This window comes from Hydrogenophaga sp. GW823-FHT04C09, from assembly GCF_058796355.1.
Genome location: NZ_JBXAIO010000007.1, coordinates 36376 through 57370, shown reverse-complemented (window position 1 = coordinate 57370; position 20995 = coordinate 36376). Strand labels below are relative to the sequence as shown.

Here is a 20995-nt window from a genome sequence, read left to right as displayed (position 1 = left end):
CTATCCGCTTGAACGCATGTAATCCACCAAGAGCTTCGCGCCTTCAGTGGCCAGCTTCTTGACGCCTTCAGTCGATGCGGTATTCATGAGATCTAATACCTTGTTGCCAGCAGTCTTTAGCCACGTCCGCTTGGGGATGGTTGTCCCCATTGTTTTCAACTCGTCCAGCTCACGCAGTACTTGATCAATCCGAGCTTGCTGAATCTCATGTGAGTGCTCCAGCGTTTGGATCTTGGCAAGCAACGCCTTGAGCTTGTCCATCCATTCATCCAGTTCAGCACTGGTGAACGGCTTTTCGGGATTGGGGAGCTCATTGGCCGCGGCGGCGACCTGATCCCGCAGTGAGTCAAGAGGCCCGTGCTCTCCGTGCTCTTTAGCGGCGAAAAGAATCTCATCGCACACGCGATCTATCCATGCATACACAGAGCCAAGAGCAGAGTCGTACCGATGGTGATGCTCCGTAGTCTCAGCACCCGTAAAGATCCGCCCAGGTGCTTCTATTGTTTGCCATGCGGAGGGCTCACTACCTCTTTGCAGCATCCGGAAAGTGTATTCTGGCTGATCAAGGTAGGTAATGTGGACAACCGTCCCGTTCACGTCGTTGAACTTTACGGAGAAATGCTGGCTTGTTAGAAATTGTCGATTCAAATTTCGCAGTATTTCTTCCATCGCCCCTCGGCGAAGTGTTTGCATTCAATTTCCTCTCTTCGTCAAACAACACAACCGGTCTCTACGGCGACGATGTGGACGTCGCTTGAAGTGCACCTCGCCCACAATGTAAGCACGAGAATTCAATGCTTGCGCGCAGCATAAACCGAGAACCGGTAATTGATCACGCTGTCACTAACGACGGCGGCACTGCTACGTTAAACGCTAGACCGTGGCCGCGGAACTTTACGTTAGTCGGCAAACGGCACAACTCGCGATCACTTCGGGTAGTTACGCCAGCTCTGCGCATCGCATTCTGTGGATAGCATGAATCGGCATCTCATACACTCCATAGAGCAGGCGGGTGATTCATGGATGCTTCAGCTGTCTGCCGGCCTTCTTGGCGCGGTGGCATTCGAGGCCTCTCGTCCATTGTTTCGTTGGAACAACTTGAGGGACTGAGCGAGATTTGTCGATGCGACCTGTAGGGGCTCGCGCTGGTCGTGTGTGACGGTGCTGCGGTTCAGATCGCCGCCTCAATGACCCAGGTTTTGACCTCATGACAAAGGCCTATGTGCTGGCTAGGTCCTTGCCCTCAGGTACTCCGTTAAATTCGCATCGGTGGCGTAGACGTAGCACCCTTTCATGCCCCGGGTCATCAGCGTGCGATACGTGTTCTTGATGATCGTGTCGGCTAACCGGGCGGCTTCGGCAGGCTGCGCTTTTGACATCTTCACGAAACCCTTGATGGTCTTGTCGTGCCGGTCACGGGCTCGGGGCACAGACTTCAGGTTGTCCCCATCCATCACCAAGTCGGGTCCGATGATCACCCCCACGTAGTCCACTTCCAGTCCTTGGCATGTGTGGATGCATCCCACCTGGTGGACGGATTCGGGGGCAACGATCCAGAGGCTGCCGTCCTCGTCTAGGTTCCACTGGCGCTCGTAGTCACCAATCACCACATCCATCAGTTTTGAGTTCTTCTTGCTGAGCCAAGGCCAGCAGTAACCGGCGACCACGCGCGCGCGATTGTTACCGTTCTTCGCCTCGATCGCCGCATGCATCTTCGCGGGGTCGTCGAACACCTGGAAATCAAATGGGATGCCGCCCAGCGTGCTATTGGCTGTGGGTCGAATCTGCAGCACCTCGTCCACCCACGCAAGGTAGCCATCGGAGCCTGCGCAGCGGAACTGTGAGGTCAACGAAAACTCTTCAACCTCCGCGCCGCGGGCGGCAGCAAAGTCGCGAATGACGGCCTTGGAACCCACATCCTTTAGCGTTACGCGTTGATCCTCGTCGATGAAGAAGATGCTGCACTTCGCCGCATCGATCAGCTCCTTCACCTGGTGGGTGCCAAGGTTGCCATAGAAACCACTTTTCTCAGTCAAGCGGTGTGCTTCATCCACGACCAGCACGTCAAAGGCATCCTGTGCGACTTCGGTAAATGAGCCTGACCCACCGAAGAGGTTGACGAGGTGCGCGTTCTCAAGGGTTTGGACGAGTTTGTCGCTGTAGACCGCACGCGGGGCGGCGTTCTTCGAGATGTACTTGACGGTCAGGCCTTCGCGCAATGCCGCCAGCAGGTTAACTGCAACAACCGACTTGCCCGTTCCTGGCCCACCCTCGATGATCACGACACGAGGTTTGTTAGAGGCATTGGCCTGACGACATGCAGCTTTGGCTGCCTCAAAAACTTCCTTTTGATCGTCGATTAGCGCGAATTCTTCGTTGCCCTTGAGAAGCTTGCCGACGACGTCCGCTAGCGCCTTGGAGGGCCGCAGGCGGCCGCTTTCAAGGTCAAACAGCACCTGACGACCTCGTCCATGGCGGATGTGCTGCTTGATGAATTCGCGGAGCCGCTTGCGGTCCTCGTCACCCTTCAGGAACAACGGAGCGCGCTCGATGTACGGCTGGTAGTGGGGCGCGTCGATGACGCCATCGGCCTCATAGTTGTGCAGGTAGGCGCAGGGGCGCAACTGAAGCCCGCCGTCATAGACCGCCTCGTTGAAGCCCTCCAAGAACGCCGTGTACGACCACGCTTGATAGCTGGGATGGACGCGCACCTGGTCCGATCGGCTGCCGCCACGCAGCAGCACGATCGCATCCCGGTCTGTAGCATCCACCGATGACCACTGCTTCAACTCGACGACGATCAGACGCCGCGAACCATCGTCAGCGTGTCCCGCGAGAATCACGTCGATGCGTTTGGCCGACTGGGGAAGGATGAACTCGATGGCCACCCCCACGTCATCGGCAATGTCCGGATCACTTAGAACACGGGCGACGTACCCCAGTGATTCCCGCCAGGACCTTACTTCTGCCTGGGCGACCTTGCGGCTCGTCGCTGCTCGGTACTTGGCATGAATGACTTCTTCGATGTCGCGGTCGTTGTAGTCGCGCAGAAACTCCCTCTTGTCAGCCTGATAGACGATCATGGCTTAGGCAATTGGTCGTATTTGGTACTAACGCCCCGAGAGGCCTCGATGGGGTACTTGGCGGCGTTGGATGCGAGCTTGCTGGTGACGGCTGCGTTGAGGTCGACGCCCAGGGCATCGGCGAGCCGAATCAGGTACAGCGCAACATCCGCGAGTTCATCGCGCACGGCCTGGGCGGTCTTCGGAGAGGCCGCCGCAACGTGCGAGTCTGCTTCCGTCATCCATTGAAATATTTCGGTGAGCTCGCCGACCTCGCCCGAGAGGGCCATGACTAAGTTTTTGGGCGAGTGAAACTGCTGCCAGTCTCGCTCTTCTGCAAACTGCCTGAGCGCTGTCGCGGCTCCGTCAATGTCAATCAGTGTCTTTTCCATGACTTGCACCTTTCAAGACAGATTGTTACCGACTCGTCCGGTCCGAGACGATTACGAGTCTTGGCGAAGCCCATTTCAAGCAAAGGGAAAGCTGGTGCTAGAGTGACAAGCTAATTCGTTGAAGGCGGGCATGGTCAGATCCGCCGCATCATGTTGGCCTGATCTTTCGAGATTTAGCGCGGTTTGCGTGAATTGACCCGAACTCTGGCTGCACCTTTGAACACATAGCGACCCCTAGTCAGTTGCATTAGGGTTTTGCTGTACGGAAACTTCTTGGTGAGATTTCCAAGGCCAACCTCTGCTGAGGTCGTAACGTCCCGGAGCTCAGGATGCCGCTGGGGGCGTGGAGACTTCCTTGCACAAAGCTCCGCAATTGGCTTAAGGAGACCGACCAGCTCTCCAAGTCGAAACGTACCACACTGCAGACGGCCGGTTCCGCGACGCCGCGATGCCGAGAAATCACGGCGCGATGGTGATCTTCTGGATCACGTCGCCTTCCATTCTGGCGCGATGAACACTTCCGCATTTTTCTCCGTGCGGCGCATGCAAAGGCCTTGCGGTATGCCTTCGAACACCAGATTGACGAAACGGTCAGCGCTAGCAATGTCCCATCCTCCGCCAGTTCGACCACCGTCAGCAAAGCAGACGAAGCAACTTGAGAGCGATCGAAGTGCATCCTCCTGATCGCTCACGTGAGCTTTTGTGAAGCGTTGCCGACTGAAGGGGATGACCCCAACTCTCCCGCCACCTGCGAGCAATCGGCTAAGCCCCTCGCGTTTGCACCACGAGATTGCTGTACTGGGCTTTTACCGCCGCGAAGGTTGCCACAGCAGCGCAGATTTCCCTCCATCCTGGTGGATGACCCGGCCGTAGACAGAGGTCCTTTCTCGACCGTGCCATTGTCAGGGCTTGCAAGTGGTGTTGAGCCCGTCGATTTTCATCCTCGCATGACCCGCCTCTTGATGCACTGTTGACCCCCTCACCCACCACTTGCAAGCGCACACAGAGCAAAAAAATGGGGGGCAATCCTGAACGGAAAACTTCACGCAGATGGATCAAATTTCAGTGAAAAATCGGCCCCCTGTTGTCTTCCGCTGAAAACTGACCCAGTTAGAGCTGCAATTTCCATTTAAAGCTGACCCACGTAAGAACCCTATCCTGCTGCTTTTGGCAGCAGGAGATTTCAGGAGTGATAGACGTGGCGACACTGAGTGTCATAAGACGCTGGGCACTGCGCGAGCAGATGTCCATCCGCGAGATCTCCAGGCGTACAGGCCTGGCTCGCAACACCGTTAAGAAGTACCTGCGGGCGGGCGATGAAGAACCCCGCTACGCCAGGCGTGCGAGCTCCAGCAAGCTCGATCCATTCGCCGACAAACTTTCAACCTGGCTGTCGATCGAGGCAACAAAGTCGCGCAAACAGCGGCGCACTTTGCTGCAGCTCCACACAGACCTGGTGGCTTTAGGCTACGACGGCTCCTACGGGCGAGTGGCGGCCTTCCACCGCAAGTGGCAGGCCGAACGGCAGGAAGCGCAGCGCACGGCTGGCCGCGGGACCTTTGTTCCGCTGGTCTTCGGGCCGGGCGAAGCGTTCCAGTTTGATTGGAGCGAAGACTGGGCTGTCATCGATGGGGAGCGCACCAAGCTCCAGGTAGCGCACGTCAAGCTCAGCCACAGCCGGGCCTTCAGTGTCCGTGCTTACCTGCTGCAGACGCACGAGATGCTGTTCGACGCGCACAACCACGCGTTCGTGATGTTCGGAGGCGTGCCCAAGCGCGGCATCTACGACAACATGAAGACGGCTGTGGATAAAGTCCGAAGCGGCAAAGACCGCGACGTCAATGCCCGTTTCAATGCGATGGTCAGCCACTACCTGTTCGAGGCCGAGTTCTGCAACCCGGCTTCCGGTTGGGAGAAGGGCCAGGTTGAGAAGAATGTTCGGGACGCTCGACACCGCCTCTGGCAGCCCATCCCAGCCTTCCCGTCCTTGGCTGAACTCAACGCATGGCTGGAAACCCGCTGCAAGGCACTGTGGAACGAGATTGCGCATGGCCAGTTGCCAGGCACCGTGGCGGACATCTGGGCCCAGGAAAAACCCTACCTGATGCCACCGCCGCCTGCGTTTGACGGCTTCGTGGAACATACCAAACGCGTTTCTCCGACCTGCCTAGTCACGTTCGAGCGCACTCGCTACAGCGTCCCGGCATCCTTTGCCAACCGCCCGATCAGCCTGCGGGTGTATGCCGACCGGCTGGTGGTTGTCGCGGAGGGCCAGGTCGTTTGCGAGCACAAGCGGATCATCGACCGGCGTCACGACAGCACAGGGCAGACTATCTACGACTGGCGGCACTACCTCGCTGTTCTGCAGAGAAAGCCGGGAGCACTTCGGAACGGTGCGCCCTTTGCAGAGCTGCCGACGTCATTTAAACGACTCCAGGCGATGTTGCTCAAGAAGCCAGGAGGTGACCGGGAGATGGTGGAGATCCTGGCCCTGGTCCTGCACCACGACGAGCAAGCTGTCCTTGCAGCGGTCGAGACGGCTCTGGAAGTGGGTGTGGCCACGAAAACTCACATATTGAACGTCCTGCACCGCCTCGTGGACGGGAAGACGGCCGTTGCGGAAGTCAAGGCGCCCCAGGCGTTGAAGCTCTCGACGGAACCTCAAGCGAACGTCCAGCGGTACGACTCTTTGCGCAAGGCACGGTTCAACGAGGAGGTTCGCCATGGGACATGATCCCGCAACGACTTCCATCGTGGCTCTTCTCAAAAGCCTGAAGATGCATGGCATGGCCCATGCGGTTGCGGAGCTGGGTGACCAAGGGGCGCCTGCCTTCGAAGCGGCTCAACCCATTCTGGCAAAACTGCTGAAGGCAGAAACCGCAGAACGGGAAGTGCGTTCGATGGCGTATCAAATGAAGCTGGCCCGGTTCCCTGCCTATCGAGATCTTGCTGGGTTCGACTTCGCGCAGAGCGAAGTGAACGAGGCCATGGTCCGGCAGCTCCACAGAGGTGACTTCCTTGACAAGGCCTACAACGCCGTCTTTGTCGGTGGACCTGGAACCGGAAAGACCCACCTGGCCACTGCGATCGGTGTCCAGGCCATCGAGAACCAGCATCGCCGCGTTCGCTTCCTCTCGACCATTGAACTGGTCAATGCACTGGAGGTCGAGAAGTCGAATGGAAGCACAGGGCACTTGGCAAATCGACTGATGCATGTCGACTTGGTCATCCTGGACGAGCTGGGCTACCTGCCCTTCAGCGAGTCAGGAGGGGCCCTTCTGTTCCATCTGTTGTCCAAACTCTACGAAAGAACCAGCGTGGTGATCACCACGAACCTGAGCTTCGGAGAATGGTCTAGCGTCTTCGGTGATGCGAAGATGACAACCGCGCTCTTGGACCGGCTGACTCACCGATGCCATATCCTGGAGACTGGAAACGATAGCTATCGGTTCAAAAATAGCTCTGCGATCCCTAGATCTGAAAAGGAGAAAACGAAGCACTTATCCACACCGTGAGCTGCTTTGCTCACAAAGCGGTGGGTCAGTATTCGATGGAAATCTCGGGTCAGAGATCGGCGGAATTCAACAGCCAATGTCCAGGGCCTCCAGCTGCGGGCCAAAGTTGCAAGCTCCCACCGCTCGGAGGGTGGAGGAGCTGACGTAACTTTGGAGGATGAAACAAATCGTCACATAATCCCCAAGCGCACAAACAACGTGCACGGGAGGGCAAATGATTCCGGCCATTATTTTCGACTTCGACAACACCATTGCTGCCACTGACAGCCTCCGGGAAATTCGCGAAACGGGAGCGTACGAACGCCTCACCGCAGAAGCTTTGCAGGGAGTAGTCGCTTACAACCCAGTTCTGGCATTACTGCAAGCCATACGAGCAACGGGCACAAAGCTCGCGATCGTGACGAACTCAGGCGCGGGGTACGTCGGTCCAGTTCTGGCTCACTTAGGGCTGCAGAATTCCTTCGACGCCATCGTGACGTATACGGATGTCAAGGCAGAGGGAATGAAGCCCTCGAACAAGGGCATTCTTCTCGCCTTGGCGAAACTGGGCATCGACGCGTCTCCAGAAATCCTCTACGTCGGCGATGACAACCATGATCATGTTGCCGCCTACAGAGCAGGGATCACGCCGGTCATGCCGTCTTGGGCAACTAGAAAGCCGGTTTCCGTGGCGCCAGCAATCGAGATGAGTTCGGCTCAACTGCTCGACTACTTGAATGACCCTGCCGAGTACAAGCTGTTCGCAGAGCGTGCTGCTGAAACCGGGGGCGCCAATTACCAGCGGAAAGGTGTTTACTTCTTGCCGCTCGATGACTCAGCCAATGTCGTGACGGTCAAGGAGGAGATGACTGCGTTTTGCCTTGGGCGTTACTTCAGCCAGAAGGGCGCTGTCACATCCTGGTTCCATGAAAGACACGCGCTGTCCCGCGAGATCCAGCGAAAGGAAGAAGAGGATTCGTTCGAGATTCCAGCGCATTGGTATGACTTGCTGGTCCATGCCATCAGGCACGGCGCGGCGTTTGTCTTCGATCAGCAATCGCGCTTCGACGTTGTCACCATCATCCCCTCGAAGCAGGGCAAGGACCCACGTCTTGAGAGACTGCTCGATGGCATCTCACAGCGGATGCAGGGCGACGCCAATCGTCCTGAGTTCATTCCGGATGTATTCTTTTTCGTACCCGATGCACAAAGCCAGAAGTTCCTGCCTCGCAACGAGCGCTCTTTCGAGGCCAACCGCGCGTTGCAAAGCACCGGACGGGCGCTAGCCTTGGCTGGCAAGCGAGTACTCGTCATTGATGACGTAACCACAACGGGCTCGACATTGACTCGCGCGCGCACCTTGGCATTGTCAGCCGGAGCCACGTCTGTTTATGGTCTAGCTCTCGCAAAGACCGTGAGCATCATGGAGGACGAGCGACCCTGTCCGCAATGCGGCCGAACGATGCGCGTAAAGCGCAACAGCAAGACAGGGGACCATTTCTGGGGTTGCTCGGGGTTCAGTAGCCCGTTGAGTCCCTGCAGCCATAGCGAGCCACTGGTCAAGAAGCAATGCCCTCTTTGCGGACGCGATATGAGAGTGAACACAAACCGCAGGACCTTGGAGAAGTTCTGGAGTTGTACAGGGTGGAATCAGACACCAGCATGCAGCCATAGCATGAACATGGAGAATGACGACAGGCCGCAATAGCCTACGCGGGAAGAACGGCGCCGTTCACTTTCGCGACAAGTTGCTTGAACAATGAAGTCAAGCGGGCATAGCTCTGGCGGGGTTTTTGCGCACCTAACCGCAGAGCCAGCGAGGATCGCGAATCGCTGTGCATCCCGATCACCGCCTCTAGTTCGTCGAGCTCCTTGAGCAGTTCCTTAGCAGCGTTCGCGAGAGTTCGGTCGTGGCCCTGCGCACTTCGGACTGCGCACACATACGTACGCATCTGGAGCAACGCCGATTCAAGTTCAATACGTGCCTCTATCGGTGCTATCCCAGTCGTTGGGTCTGCTAAGCACTGAAGCATGACATCGACCTCGGCAATCTTCGACAGTGCAATTTTCCCCCTCGCTCGAACCATCTCAGCACTCGGATCGTCCACAAACACACTATCCAAAGGAGAGCGGGTCTCCGGGGCCGCATCGGCGAGCATGTCAAACTGCCTAGCGGACGCCGATGAGGATGGCGCTTGCTTGGTGAGATGCGACGCCTCAGACTCTGCGACGCCAACGGTCATGCGCAGGTAATCCTCCTTGCCGCGGAGAACAATGACTTTGCCAAGGGACAGTGGATCGCACTTCAAGAGCCTGCATCGCTCCTCTTCGCTACCTTCCGCAATGAGCAAGTTCGCCTGCACCTTTGGCTCTTGTTGCTCCCGATCACGGTCAGTTGGGTACGGCACCCCGATCCACCTTCCGTACTCCAGCGCCGCACGTGTCGCGTAAAGGCTCCCGCCGACAGTATCGGACTGCACCATAACAACGCCCAGCGACATGCCGGCCTGAATGCGGTCACGCTTGACATACTGCTGCCTTTGCACGTCCTGGCCGAACCGATACTCAGTCACCAGTGCTCCGCCACTTTCAACAATCTCCGCCGCCAAGTCCTTATGCCGAGCCGGAGCAATCATGTGAAGCCCATGCGCCAAGACCGCAACCGTGTGAGCCTTGCACTGGATCGCCGTTCGGTGGGCCACTGCATCACAGCCAATCGCCAGGCCGCTCACAACGCTCCACTGTTGCTCCGCAAAGTAGGCCGTTACGCGGGATGCAATCTGCTCGCCATGTGCAGTCGGTTCACGAGTGCCGATCACAGCGACTACGTTCTTTGCGTCCGGAGCAAGCTCCCCCTTCACGAACAGGACGAATGGATCGTCCGATGTCTCTGCGAGCAGCTTGGAATATCCCGGATCCGCGCCCGACAAGATGCGCGCGCCCGAAAGCCTGGCCAGTGACACCTGATGCTCTACTTCCTGCGCCGCTTTCGCCCACGCATCAACGGAAACGATCGAGCGACGGATCTGTGGCAGAGCTTCCGCCAGATCATCAAGGCTAAGGGTCTCAAATGCCGGAAGCGCAGCAACCTTTTTGAGCGTGGCTGGGCCCACACCCTTTAGAAATGAGAGTCTCAGCAGAAATAGGGTCTTGTCGGAAGGCAGATTCATCTCAAGAAGGCGCGTTGCGCATACTGCTGCGGCGCCGCGTATGCACGCAAATCATTTCATGCATTCTCGCCTCTCAGCAGGAGTTAACGCAGCGGCACGCGTGTTTCCCCATTGGACCGGCCGAGACAAATGGTACACTAAACTTAAAATTACTTAAATGGACAGGCACCTCGATACCGCGTACCTACGCGCCACCCTCACCGAAAGAGGCTGGCAGCAGGCTGAACTTGCCCAGACGGTTGGAGTGAGTGATGCTGCGGTGAGCCAGTGGCTCAGTGGGGAGCATTTGCCCAGGCCCGGCATGTTGCTCAAGATCGCCATGGCCCTCGGCGCGCCCGTCGACAGGCTGTTGATCTCTGACGCAGTCGCATCGGACCAGCCGTTGGTGGCATACAGGCGAAAGGGCCAACAACAGACAACGGCCTTTCAAGAGGATGAGGCGCTCGATCAAGGCTTCGCGCTCGAAAGACTTGCCACGCTCCTTGGGCCGCGGCTATTCAAGCCTCGGGAGTTCAGCAATCCCACCACTGCCTACGACCACATCGAAGAGCTCGCAGCAACCGTTCGTCCCGAAATCTCCGCAAAGGACTCAGGCCCAGTCGAGTGGTCAGCGCTCGTAGCGTGGTTCGCCAAACAGCAAGCGATCCTCGTGCCCGTCTTTTGGGGAGAGCGTGAAAATCACGGAAACGCGCTGCACATTCACCTCCCTTCGAGCGGACACACCTTCATCTACATCAACCTCGATAGCGAAGAACTTGACTTCAAGTTTTGGCTGGCCCATGAAATGGCGCACATGCTGACGCCATCGCTGGTCGGAACTGACGAGGGGGAAGATTTCTCCGACGTGTTTGCCGGCGCGTTGTTGTTTCCCCAGCGGTTAGCGGCTGCTGCATATCGCGCAGCGGTAAGCGCAAAGACTCCGACGCAGAGCATGCAGGCACTGGAACGCGCAGCCACTGAGGCCGGCGTCTCATTGAACACGGTCTTCATGCAATGCGACCGACTCGCGAAGGCAAAAGGAACTGCACCACTTGTGATCAAGCCAGAGCGACTGCATCAAACCCGCAGACTTCTCGACCGGCGAATCGGCAAGATCAGAAGACATTTCTTCGGCGACTCGCCCACAGCGAAGGAATACGTTGCCGCGTGCGAGTCCAGATTCGGAACCAAGTTCTTTCAGGTACTTGCCCAATATCTAGAGACTTCTGCCAGCGGACCTGCATTCATCCGCCGAGTGCTTCATTGCTCGATGAAAGACGCAATCGCGCTCCATGAAGAATTGCGAGGAGCGCCACTTGAGCGTAGCGTTGATTGATACGACGACCTACCTCAAGGTAGGAAGAGCGCTCGATCCGCTTCTAGGTCGGTCCGTCGGGACGCCGCCTCGCTTGTGCAGAACGATCAGCGAAGTGGATCGGGAGTTTGAAGACAAGCAGTCCCTTGCGCGCACCTTCTACTGGGTGACTGAGCCAAGCTATTGCGCGAACCGCACGGGCAATCTTCTGTCTGCTCTCAGCGTAGGGATGAAGCCAGTTATGCAATGGCGCTCACAGGTTCAGGGATACGCCCGCATGAACTCTGCTGAGTACCGAAAGCGGAACATCACGGTACCCTCCCCTGCCGACTGCCTGCTCATTGCTTACGCCATCACCATCTCCGAAGTGCACGGCAAACGAGCGGTCGTAGTCTCCGACGATGCAGGCGTTCGATTCACCGTTCAAGAGCTTGACTTGTGTGATGCCTGGAGTGGCTACCAGTTGGTAAAGGCATTTCTAGACAGTGGGTATGTCGACGAAGCCAAGGTGCGCGCCATCTACGCAGAGCTGGACTACTTGAGGGAGCTACCGCAAGACTGGCGTGTGAACTGCCAAGCCACCTTCGGTTTTACGTATCAAGCTGGAATGCCCTGACGTAGTGGTCACAAGTGCGCGTTTCAACCGTGCCCGCCACGTTTCGAAAAGGCAGTTGCACGAAACGCGGCATGCCGCAGTAGTTTTCAGTGAAGAGCTGGAGGTGCGCCGCGTCGTTAGCCACCTTAAGGTCGGCCGGCAAGTAGGTCAAGAGCGTGCGACTCACCAGCAGAATGAACTTGCATCGTGCACGCGTCAATGTGACGTTAAACCGCCTGGGGTCAAGGATGAAATCCTCTTCGTTCGCGATGAAATCCGGATCGGACACGGTGTAGGAGGCGATGATGAGATCTCGCTCCTGGCCTTGGAACCGATCGACGGTATCTACGAATGAGAGACCTCCATGCTCGGGCATCATCTCCGACCCAATCAGATTGCGGATGGTGGCGATCTGTGCTCGATGTGGCGTAACCAAGCCGGCGTTTTCCTTCCAAAAGTGCTTGAGATCAAGGTCCGGGTTCTGGGCCTTCAGGCGGAGGAAATACGTACGAATGAGGGACGCTGAAATCCAGGCCTCGAACTGATTTGAGACCGTAGAACTCCGATCGTCGTAGACGATGACAGAGACCGGTTCATCAGGAGAAAGGATGTCATCAAACTCGTCAGCCCAGGGAGCCTCTGAAGGCCATCCAGTTGGCACCCCAGGCGCGTTGACCGGCATCTCGAGCCGGCGCTTGCTGCGAATCGACACAAACCCGTCTTCGTAGAACCGCTGCGATGGCCAGCCAGTGATGGCCTCGTTGGACCGGTAGTTTTCCGACAACGACACCGGCAAGATCCCATGATGTTCACGCAGATAGGAGAACGCCGACTCGAGAAGCCCGCTTCGAGTGTCTTCGAGCTTCACGTGCTGTACGGGACCGAGTTGCCTGTGGTCGCCACAAACGACCAAATGCGCGTTCTGCTTGGCCAAAGCAGCGTAGGCCATTGCAGAAGCGGTACTCACTTGCGAGGCTTCATCCAACACGACGACGTCGAAGAATGGCGCTCCGATTGCTTTCTCCGAAATGTAGTCCTGCGAAACCTTGAGAAGCTGAAGGTACGTTCCTCCGACGACTGTGCACTGCGCAGGCTTGACCCACCTTGCGCGAAGATCCTTTGCGTCCCTCTGCACAACGTCTTCGATCGGCAAAACATCAAGCGGCTCCGATGAGTCGCTTCGCACCCGCATGATGCGAACCGCAGGCGCCTCCAACATTCGTTCAGCGAGCAAATCCTTGAACTGCAAGAGAACATTATCGATCGCGTTGTAATTGGCTGCACCAACCAGGATGGTGATAGGCGCCCCTCCTTGGAGGGCCGCTTCCACCCACGTGGCAATCAGTGCGGCGAGCGTCCATGTCTTTCCAGTTCCGGGCGGGCCCCACAGAAGAGAGACGCGCTCCGCAAAAGACTGCTTGATTGCCGCTTCCTGCGAAAGGTTGAGCGGATATCGCACGTATTTATTAACGGCGGCGATCGCTGCTTCAGCGTCGCAGGTATGCACAACCTTAAGGGTTTTGGGTGCATAGAAAAAAGAGTACGCCGGTTCAAGAGTCGCACTCATTTCGCCTTTCCTCCCACGCGACGTACCGCCTTCTCAATCCAGTCGGTACTAAAGTCCCGGTGAATCGGGTCGAGGACCATTGGCTCGCTCGTCTTCAGGATTCCGCACGCCTTTGCGACCCTGAGTCGCTCCTTATCGAAAATCAGCGCGACAAGAGGTGTGTCCCCCGTGGAATCGATCCGGGCGATCGTCACCCCAAGAAGCGATTTCAACGCCTCGTACTGAAGCCACTTCGCTGGCCGAGCATGCCCCGCCAACGCAGCGTCCTCGTACGTTTCAAAGCCAGCGGCGCGATACCACTTCGTCTCCAACGTATCCTGGCTGTCCTCATTCCTCAAGACCACGGTAAATGTGCCATCTCGAAGCCGCGTGTCACGCGAATCCGAACTGAACTCGAACACCTTGAGCAATTTTCCGTTCCCAGCGAGCTGTCCTGCATAGCGCGCGTCTGCTCGAACGGCGTTTTCGAGTCGAGTGGCCTGCACAGATCCCGACGCGACGCGTATGCCCCGCATTGAGAAGAATTGCGCCTCGCGCTCTTCCACGGGCATCGCAAGGATTTGCCGATTTTCAAGCTCTTCGGCGATCGAGCCGAGCTTTTCCATGGTGATCACGTACACCGAATTCAGTGGTAGTCTCGGCTTTGGCGGAGCCTTCAAGAGCGAGAACGGCTCCTTTCGCAGCAGCAACTTCTCTCTATGCTTTGTCCCCAGAACTCCCACAACGGCGCGCAACGCGCTCAAGTGCTGGCGAAGCGCCTCTTTGATCCCATCACGTATCTCCTCCTTGGTGTACCTCGGCCACTCGGCCGGAGGCTTCGTCGGATGGAACTTGCGCAACATCGGACGGTCCTGCCAGAGCTCATATGCGCGCTCTAGAGGGATCTGATCGCTCATGGCCGTGGCGAATCCCCAACGATGGCGCATGATGACGTGCTCCTGCTGGTCATTTATGAATGGCGCAAGCCAGTTGCGAGCGTCCATTAGCGTGTACTCGAAAGGCACGGGTAGCGCGAACAGGTCCCGGACAACGGGCTTGAGGACGGTGAGCGGTTGAGACTTCCAGGCATCGGGATCCGAGAGTTCCATCTCTGGTGGAAACACGCGCAGCAGGAATGCTGCGTGTTCCATCACTTCCTCATTCCCCAGGTGTCGTGCGACTACGCGTGCAAGCTGACGAGCCTCCATTTGCTCCCAGACATAGATGTGGGCGAACTGCTGGTCCTCTTTCGTAGACACGCTGTTGCCAGCGTCGAGCTGCTCGAGCCACCCCCGTAGCTTCTGGCACAACTCTGCAAGCCGAATTCCTTCGGACCTGGGCGACATGATGTTTCCCGGCACATCGATGCTGTCCACCGGGAGGTGCACCTCCTCAACATCTGGCTTCGAGCCATCACCCGCAAAATGCACCTTGTGTGCGCCAAACGCGAATGTGATGCCGGTCCCAGGATCGAAATGCGCGGTAATGAAGATGTTCAGGTGTGCGAACTTTGGCGTCGCAGCGGTGCGGCGCCCCGGAATCGGAACCACCTTCTTTTCAAAAAGCGCGCTACAGCGCGCGTCGATCGCTGACTCTTGTGCCCTAAGCGCGTGACTCTCCGCCCGCGCAATTTGCCATTCGGGCGATTGCGCGCCAACAGCGGCGCGCAGCTGCGAAAGGGTTGCAATGCCTGCCTTCGTCAGCGTTGCCGCTTGACCCGCCGTCAGCGTCGGTACCTGGGCGAGCGCGTCGCTGTCCAACGCCTCCTTCTGACAATGGTCGAAAAATTCGCAGAGCTGACACTTCTTGGACACGTGCCAACCCGCATCGCCAGGCTTTGTGCCCAGCACGCGCGGCAACCGCTGATCGAGAAACTGCTGCAAGCGTGGCTTATAGACTTCATACGGCACTGCATGAGTAGTCTGGTCCAGGGCCGCCGCTAACGGGCCATCGACCCCATCGGCCTTCAATTTGGCGATGAGGTTCTTGAAAGCAGATGCCTCGTGAGTTCCCGGCCACACCAGTCCTGCGGCGGCAACGCCGTACCGCCCCGACAGCCCCCGCTCATCAAGGAAAGCTTGAAGACCCAAAGCGTAGAACGTGACCTCGACGAAGTGCCGCAGGGAAGGCTCTGCCGCAAGCTTGACGTCAATGACATGAATGATGAATTCGCATTCTTTTGCGGCCGCCTTCACCAAAGGTACTCCGGCGGAGTAGGGCCGGATCCAGAGCAAATCCGGTCGCCCGCTAGCCTCCTCAAGGCGCTTGCTATCCAGAGCCGCCTTCAGTCCCGGGCTGAGCGCACCAGGGACCGAAAACTTTCCCTCAATGATGAATGTGGGAGGGGTTGGTTTGGCAAGCAGTCCGAGCACATCCAGTTCCGCATACTTGTGCCGGTCAATCTCGGAATCAAATTCGCCCTTCCTGAACTCGACCTGATCCTTGGCGGCAATGACGATGTCGTCGTAGCAATAGGCCTCCCATGCCCGTCCCTGGGCAGTGATCAGATTAATGCCAGGCCTCGACCGGCTTCGCATCTCCACCGAGTCCGGCACCAGCTTCGACTTGATCTCGTGCGTCGTTGCCAAACGGTATCGAAGGAACCGATCGCAATCAAACTTGAACGTCAGCGCAACCGTACTCTTATCAAGCTTCGACATCCTCTCTCCCCTTTTTGCTTGCTAGCGACGCTTTGGGTTGATTTTTTTTAGCCGTCGCTCCGTCGCGCTAAGTGACACAGGGAGCCGTCCACTCCGCGCGGCCCGTTGGAACGGCTCATTCATCCAGAGCATCTCCTGCCGCTCAAGATCGATGCCGTCCGTCGCTCGCGTGCTTGCAACAATCGTCTTCGAAATCCATCCCGCCGTTTTCGTAAGCATGCGGGAGTACAAGGGGCTCTTGTATCCACTCACTATTACCATGCACTTGGCTTTCTTGCTTACGGCAAGCAGCTCAGTGTGAAAGTCCTTGCAGTTCGCATCGACCGAATATCCGTGGTCGCGATCCATAAGATAGGGCGGGTCGAGATAGACCAGCGTTGCGGGCCGATCTGAAAAATTCTTCAGCAGCTTGATTGCATCGATCTTCTCCACTCGCACAGAACGGAGGCGCTCCACCACGTCGGCAAGCCGCTCCGGCAGGTTGTACCAGCGATTCACGCGCGCCTCTCGACCTCCGCGCTCATAGCTGTCGGTGAACGAGAAGCCCGCATGGTCACTGCCAACTGAACCGTTGATGGTCATCATCGAGGCCACCAAAAAGCGTCGTGCCCTTTCGAGGTCACTTTTCGGCGGTGGCTCATGCCAAGCCTTCAGGTACTCACTCCGCGAGTAAGGCGTGAGCGCAACCTGCTCAAGCAGCTTCTTTGGTCGAGTTCGGAGTTGATAGAACAAATTGAAGATCTGGTCATCAAGGTCATTGATGATCTCAATCTTGGCTGGAGCCTTCCGAAGTGTGACTGCGGCGGAACCGCAGAAAGCCTCGACCCAAGCGGTGTGAGGCGGCAATAAGGCGGCAATCTGCCCTGCGATCTTGTGCTTTGAGCCAAAATAGCCAAATGCCGGATCAACAGGCGATGAAGCCGTAGGGCTGGGCAAATCTTCCTGGTTGCTCGTCGATCTCTCCTGCTGCATCATTCCTCCGTAACCCATTCTCGCTCAGCGCGCATGTATCGTCCAGCCGAAGGGGCCCACAGCCGCCCTCTGCAGCCGCAATTCCCGATCTGTGCTTACCACCGCCTGATACTACCCATCCGCCATTGGCGCAGGCCGGCAGGGAGCTCGAACTAGTGGAGTGCCTTCAGCCGTAGGACAATCGAGAGAAGGGGCCGCATGCTGATAGTTATGACTTCACCGGATGCAGTATTGCGCAATGGCGTGCCTGACCAAAAGATGGTCAAAGCATTGAGAGAGATCGGGGACGCGGGTAACCCTGTCGGGGTTATCTCGAATCAAGGCGAGCCAAGCTGGTTTGATCAGGTCTTCGGCGGCAGCAAGGTTCAGTTCATCCACGACATTGGAAGACAAGACGGCGGCGTCGTCCGGCGCAATGCGAAGAAGTTCGCCTTGCGCCCGTTTGACGTGCTTACCCTTGCGAGCAAGCCCGACGATGTAGCCATGGGCAAAAACGGCGGCGCCCTCTTGCTTGGCGCGAGCTGGGCAGAGGATCAAAGAGTCAAGTCGCTCGGTGTCCAAATAGATGACCCGGCAGACTTGCTCAACATCGTCAAGCTAACAGCCAACTGGGGCGGCCAATGGTACTTTTCCGCATCTGCGGAAAAGTACCATGTACGAGCATTGTCCGACCTGTCAACAAAGAAATATGGTCTTTCCGCTCCGCAGCAAGCGTTCGCTCAAGCGCTCACTGCCACGGTAAAAGGCGGCGGTAGTCAATTGAAAGCCCTCTTGGCGGTAACGGCCAGATCCTTGCTTATGGAAGGTTTCGTGGACGAGAGCCGCCTTCTTTTTGGTGCGTATCCCTCTTCTGCGAGTGACAATGACGACACCGAAGTTCTCAGTGACTTCGTTCACCGCCTGCGGACTACCGTTTCGCAGGTCCGCATGGCATCCCGCGGCGAACCGTTGTTCATCCGGCACAAGCCTTCAGCCAAGCGATCCGCAGGCGGTGGCGTGGACCGGACCGACCCGACTGAACAGCTACTGACGCTCCACTTGAATCCTCACTACGCCGAGAAGGGCCGACTGAATGGTCGTCATGTCATCGTGGTGGACGACTGCACAACCTATGGGGTGTCTTTCGGAGTCGCGGCCGCACTCCTACGTGCGGGTGGCGCCGCCCAGGTTACGGGGGTGGCCTTGGGGAAGTTCGGCGGTCAGGCGCGCTACTACGCTATCGACATCAAGGGAAATCCTTTCAGTCCGCTGGACAAGGCGGACTTTGCGTTTTCGGAGGCCACGCCATTGGGAGGCACCGTGAACGCCGCTGCACAGCTTTCCTTGCAAAATATTGTCGGCTGACTTCGATTTCCTTCGTAAGAAGGGTGATCCGCCACCGTGGGGGGAACCCCTGAGCAATTTGAGGCCTTCTACCGGCACTAAATGCCGATCCGAATTGCAGAGCCGCTGACCGAGAGACTAGCGAAGAATATTGGGAGCAAAAGCATGTCCAAGGTCGCTCCCTCGCATTCGCCATCAGCTCGGGAATCCACATATGACCGTGAGATGGATGGAAGGAGACGATGTGGGTTCGCCCGGTTGAATCCGCCCTGCAAAGTCGCAGTTCGAAAATCGAAGACGGCTTCAGCCTGGCTGCGAGAAGCCGCGGCTCTCCAAGGACTCCAGCGGTCTTACAAGTTCGATGTCACGCATGATTAAAAATCGATCGCTTTGATAATCGCCAACGCCGCCTCACCAGGCTCCTGGGAGCTGAATCCTAGACGGCTACATCTCGCTATTGGTCCGCGGTGCTCGACGCTCTGCGGGCAGGCGGGGAAGGGGCTTGACGCGATCGACATTGCGGCAAGGGTAACTATGCCGGTCCTCTCTGTAGCCAGCCGGGTCCAAACACGGGGACGGGTCACCCTTGCTCACATTGCTATGGACTCTGCTTTGCACGGACAGCCTTGAGTAGCTGCTCATGGCGCTCCTGGTCCAGTGCCACTCTTCCGTTGTGCTTAGCAACTTGTGCAAAACCTACCAATATGCAAATGGGCCAGATCAGTAGAACTGCGAGTCCCATGCTTAGCGGGACAAGCACGATGCTTGTCAGAAGAAATCCGAGAGCAGCGGGGGTACTGGAGTAGAACAGTCCCAACGGGCCCAGGAAGAGGGTAAGAATGAGCTGAACAACATAGGACTTCTTCATACGCCTCTCTTCTATTCTCTGTCTACAGCCCCAAACCAAAATCCTGTTTTGGGATTTTCTTGGGCGAATTTCTCACTTCATCACAGTTAATGGTCTGGCCATAAGACGAGACGCCAGAAGCCGTCTACCCAGCGACTGCTGGGCCCATTTTACCTAGAAAATCCTGTTTTGGGATTATCCTGAGATGGGATGAGCATCAAGGCTTACTTGCGTTGCGATGCCTTGAAAACAATCCACTTCCTTGCCTACGAGCGCCACATGCGATGGCTACGTGAGCAGCGTAAAAGCGCTGGAATCACTCAAGCCGACTTAGCGGCCGCGCTCGGGAAGCCGCAGTCGTTTGTTGCAAAGGTTGAGAGACCTGAAAGGCGACTGGACGTCCTTGAGTACGTGGAGTGGACTCGCGCGCTTGGCTTAGAACCGGCCGCGGCTATAGACGTTTTATCCACCGCACTTAGCGGCCGCCAAGGGTCTCGTAGACGGATTCCGTAGTCCGCCTCGACCGCGACCACTGCCACTTGGTGAATCGCGGAGAAGAGCCCTCACTCGGCATGTTCGCAATCGCCAAGGCTTCTAGGTTTTCGTTTCCAGCCCTTCTCCAGATCGAATCGACGCCCAAGCGATTTCACGTCCTCATGGAGTTCTCCCGCGCATTGCCATTTTCACTACCGAGCAGCTACGCACTACTGGAATTCAGACCTGCGTCTTAGTCTGCATTAGCTCTATCCTGCTCACTGCGTGTTTTGGCTACATGAGCACAATTAACTGGCTCATCGTCTACTACTCATACCCTGCAAGAATGCGAGTTCGGACAGGCCACATGTAGTTCCGAGGCGACGGAAGTGCCCATGTATGGTCAACCTTCTGAAACATGCGTAGCGGGCGCGGGTGGTACTTATGCACGCACTTATGCAGCTCTAGAAGCAGTTGGTAAGCGTTCAGCAACCCCAAGTGATGATGCGTAGCAAGCCTGATCATTGCGTGCGCATGTCTTTGATTTCTGTCATCGCCCAGAGACTCTTGTGTTCGTGATCGAGCTGCACCGTTGCTGCATCGGGCCAATGCTGCGGCAGTAGGTGGGCGCCAAAACTCTAACTTTGAGTCCCAGAACTTCCTGTGATCAAGGGAGTACACGTTGCCAAGGGTCGAAAGCCCTGACACCTCGAGCGCTTTTGCGCCCTTGATACGAAACTCAAGGTGACAGCACTGCCATCCAAACCCCGCTTTTGAATGTCGATCAGAGTAAAGAGCGATCTCAACACCAGCAGGTACGGGTCTAAAGTAGTAAGTGGTCTCTCCTCGGCGGTCGACTGATCTCCTCTTTTCCCTGTCATAGCGACCTCGCACGAAATGCCTTGCGCGTGTAGTAGGCACAAGGCGCGATTCAATGTGTCGCCGGAGCTCGTCGGGCGAGCAGCCATCACGTGTATGTAGGTCCAGCGCAACGTGCACCCTAGTCAGCTTGCATGTGCCCTGGGCTTCCATGTCGCTCAGCACAAGCAACTCGGCCCCGCTAGGCTGGTGCAGAACGACTTTAAAAAAGTAGAAAACATCCGTCGTCCAAATCTTTCGAACGCGGTATCGCGGATCGTGCTGTTGTGGCTCGCCAAGGCGGGACG

At 57.1% G+C, this 20995-nt stretch carries 15 protein-coding genes; 7 read left to right on the top strand and 8 right to left on the bottom strand.

The window, feature by feature from the left end; genetic code table 11:
- The 4 genes from AC1Q9M_RS18855 to AC1Q9M_RS18840 form a co-directional block, all read right to left on the bottom strand.
- Complete coding sequence (locus AC1Q9M_RS18855; protein ID WP_492435056.1) at nucleotides 1–693, bottom strand: hypothetical protein; 693 nt, start codon at nucleotides 691–693, stop codon at nucleotides 1–3.
- A 536-nt stretch (nucleotides 694–1229) separates the two neighbouring features.
- A complete protein-coding gene (locus AC1Q9M_RS18850) occupies nucleotides 1230–3083 on the bottom strand; it encodes a DNA/RNA helicase domain-containing protein (RefSeq protein ID WP_492435054.1) in 1854 nt (617 codons plus the stop codon).
- Complete coding sequence (locus AC1Q9M_RS18845) at nucleotides 3080–3454, bottom strand: nucleotide pyrophosphohydrolase (RefSeq protein ID WP_492435052.1); 375 nt, start codon at nucleotides 3452–3454, stop codon at nucleotides 3080–3082. Before AC1Q9M_RS18845 ends, AC1Q9M_RS18850 begins: the two co-directional genes overlap by 4 nt.
- 485 nt (nucleotides 3455–3939) lie before the next feature.
- The gene (locus tag AC1Q9M_RS18840; protein ID WP_492435050.1) at nucleotides 3940–4146 is read right to left on the bottom strand and encodes a hypothetical protein; all 207 of its coding nucleotides are present in this window, start codon (nucleotides 4144–4146) and stop codon (nucleotides 3940–3942) included.
- Between the two features lie 497 nt (nucleotides 4147–4643).
- On the opposite strand from AC1Q9M_RS18840, the gene istA reads away from it, so the two are divergent.
- The 3 genes from istA to AC1Q9M_RS18825 all read left to right on the top strand — a co-directional run bounded on the left by istA (nucleotide 4644) and on the right by AC1Q9M_RS18825 (nucleotide 8656).
- Entirely contained in the window at nucleotides 4644–6188 is a 1545-nt protein-coding gene (gene istA / locus AC1Q9M_RS18835; protein ID WP_492435048.1) for an IS21 family transposase, read from the top strand.
- The gene (istB, locus tag AC1Q9M_RS18830; RefSeq protein WP_492435046.1) at nucleotides 6178–6969 is read left to right on the top strand and encodes an IS21-like element helper ATPase IstB; all 792 of its coding nucleotides are present in this window, start codon (nucleotides 6178–6180) and stop codon (nucleotides 6967–6969) included. The genes istA and istB overlap by 11 nt, the downstream gene beginning before the upstream one ends.
- Before the next feature lie 214 nt (nucleotides 6970–7183).
- A complete protein-coding gene (locus AC1Q9M_RS18825; RefSeq protein WP_492435044.1) occupies nucleotides 7184–8656 on the top strand; it encodes an HAD hydrolase-like protein in 1473 nt (490 codons plus the stop codon).
- 1 nt (nucleotide 8657) lies between these two features.
- Here the strand turns inward: AC1Q9M_RS18825 and AC1Q9M_RS18820 are convergent, their stop codons facing one another.
- Nucleotides 8658–10118 (bottom strand): DNA-processing protein DprA, encoded by a 1461-nt coding sequence (locus AC1Q9M_RS18820; protein WP_492435042.1) that lies wholly within the window; start codon nucleotides 10116–10118, stop codon nucleotides 8658–8660.
- 157 nt (nucleotides 10119–10275) lie between these two features.
- Here AC1Q9M_RS18820 and AC1Q9M_RS18815 point away from each other — a divergent pair, with 157 nt between their 5' ends.
- Both AC1Q9M_RS18815 and AC1Q9M_RS18810 read left to right on the top strand, forming a co-directional pair.
- Nucleotides 10276–11433: a helix-turn-helix transcriptional regulator gene (locus AC1Q9M_RS18815; protein WP_492435040.1), complete on the top strand. Its 1158-nt coding sequence runs from the start codon at nucleotides 10276–10278 to the stop codon at nucleotides 11431–11433.
- Nucleotides 11414–12028 carry a hypothetical protein gene (locus AC1Q9M_RS18810; RefSeq protein ID WP_492435038.1) on the top strand — a complete coding sequence of 205 codons (615 nt, stop codon included), beginning with the start codon at nucleotides 11414–11416 and terminating at the stop codon, nucleotides 12026–12028. The genes AC1Q9M_RS18815 and AC1Q9M_RS18810 overlap by 20 nt, the downstream gene beginning before the upstream one ends.
- On the opposite strand, the gene AC1Q9M_RS18805 is transcribed toward AC1Q9M_RS18810, so the two are convergent.
- Genes AC1Q9M_RS18805 through AC1Q9M_RS18795 form a run of 3 tightly spaced genes read right to left on the bottom strand, consistent with a single transcriptional unit; the run spans nucleotide 12003 to nucleotide 17203 of the window.
- Nucleotides 12003–13574, bottom strand: a complete 1572-nt coding sequence (locus AC1Q9M_RS18805; RefSeq protein WP_492435036.1) for a DEAD/DEAH box helicase — start codon at nucleotides 13572–13574, stop codon at nucleotides 12003–12005. The genes AC1Q9M_RS18810 and AC1Q9M_RS18805 overlap by 26 nt on opposite strands.
- A complete protein-coding gene (locus tag AC1Q9M_RS18800; protein WP_492435034.1) occupies nucleotides 13571–16213 on the bottom strand; it encodes a hypothetical protein in 2643 nt (880 codons plus the stop codon). The genes AC1Q9M_RS18805 and AC1Q9M_RS18800 overlap by 4 nt, the downstream gene beginning before the upstream one ends.
- 21 nt (nucleotides 16214–16234) lie before the next feature.
- Nucleotides 16235–17203 carry a DNA adenine methylase gene (locus AC1Q9M_RS18795; RefSeq protein WP_492435032.1) on the bottom strand — a complete coding sequence of 323 codons (969 nt, stop codon included), beginning with the start codon at nucleotides 17201–17203 and terminating at the stop codon, nucleotides 16235–16237.
- A gap of 180 nt (nucleotides 17204–17383) precedes the next feature.
- Between AC1Q9M_RS18795 and AC1Q9M_RS18790 the strand changes: the two genes are divergently transcribed.
- Both AC1Q9M_RS18790 and AC1Q9M_RS18785 read left to right on the top strand, forming a co-directional pair.
- On the top strand, nucleotides 17384–18529 hold the full coding sequence (locus tag AC1Q9M_RS18790; RefSeq protein WP_492435030.1) for a hypothetical protein: 1146 nt from the start codon (nucleotides 17384–17386) through the stop codon (nucleotides 18527–18529).
- 1036 nt (nucleotides 18530–19565) lie between these two features.
- Entirely contained in the window at nucleotides 19566–19868 is a 303-nt protein-coding gene (locus tag AC1Q9M_RS18785) for a helix-turn-helix domain-containing protein (RefSeq protein WP_492435028.1), read from the top strand.
- The last annotated feature ends 1127 nt before the right edge of the window (nucleotides 19869–20995 follow it).

Excerpts from the sequence above, each read along its gene's own strand:
- AC1Q9M_RS18855 (WP_492435056.1), bottom strand. The coding sequence starts at position 693 with ATGCAAACACTTCGCCGAGGGGCGATGGAAGAAATACTGCGAAATTTG.
- AC1Q9M_RS18850 (WP_492435054.1), bottom strand. The coding sequence starts at position 3,083 with ATGATCGTCTATCAGGCTGACAAGAGGGAGTTTCTGCGCGACTACAAC.
- AC1Q9M_RS18845 (WP_492435052.1), bottom strand. The coding sequence starts at position 3,454 with ATGGAAAAGACACTGATTGACATTGACGGAGCCGCGACAGCGCTCAGG.
- istB (WP_492435046.1), top strand. The coding sequence starts at position 6,178 with ATGGGACATGATCCCGCAACGACTTCCATCGTGGCTCTTCTCAAAAGC.
- AC1Q9M_RS18825 (WP_492435044.1), top strand. The coding sequence starts at position 7,184 with ATGATTCCGGCCATTATTTTCGACTTCGACAACACCATTGCTGCCACT.
- AC1Q9M_RS18820 (WP_492435042.1), bottom strand. The coding sequence starts at position 10,118 with ATGAATCTGCCTTCCGACAAGACCCTATTTCTGCTGAGACTCTCATTT.
- AC1Q9M_RS18815 (WP_492435040.1), top strand. The coding sequence starts at position 10,276 with ATGGACAGGCACCTCGATACCGCGTACCTACGCGCCACCCTCACCGAA.
- AC1Q9M_RS18805 (WP_492435036.1), bottom strand. The coding sequence starts at position 13,574 with ATGAGTGCGACTCTTGAACCGGCGTACTCTTTTTTCTATGCACCCAAA.
- AC1Q9M_RS18800 (WP_492435034.1), bottom strand. The coding sequence starts at position 16,213 with ATGTCGAAGCTTGATAAGAGTACGGTTGCGCTGACGTTCAAGTTTGAT.
- AC1Q9M_RS18795 (WP_492435032.1), bottom strand. The coding sequence starts at position 17,203 with ATGGGTTACGGAGGAATGATGCAGCAGGAGAGATCGACGAGCAACCAG.
- AC1Q9M_RS18790 (WP_492435030.1), top strand. The coding sequence starts at position 17,384 with ATGCTGATAGTTATGACTTCACCGGATGCAGTATTGCGCAATGGCGTG.
- AC1Q9M_RS18785 (WP_492435028.1), top strand. The coding sequence starts at position 19,566 with ATGAGCATCAAGGCTTACTTGCGTTGCGATGCCTTGAAAACAATCCAC.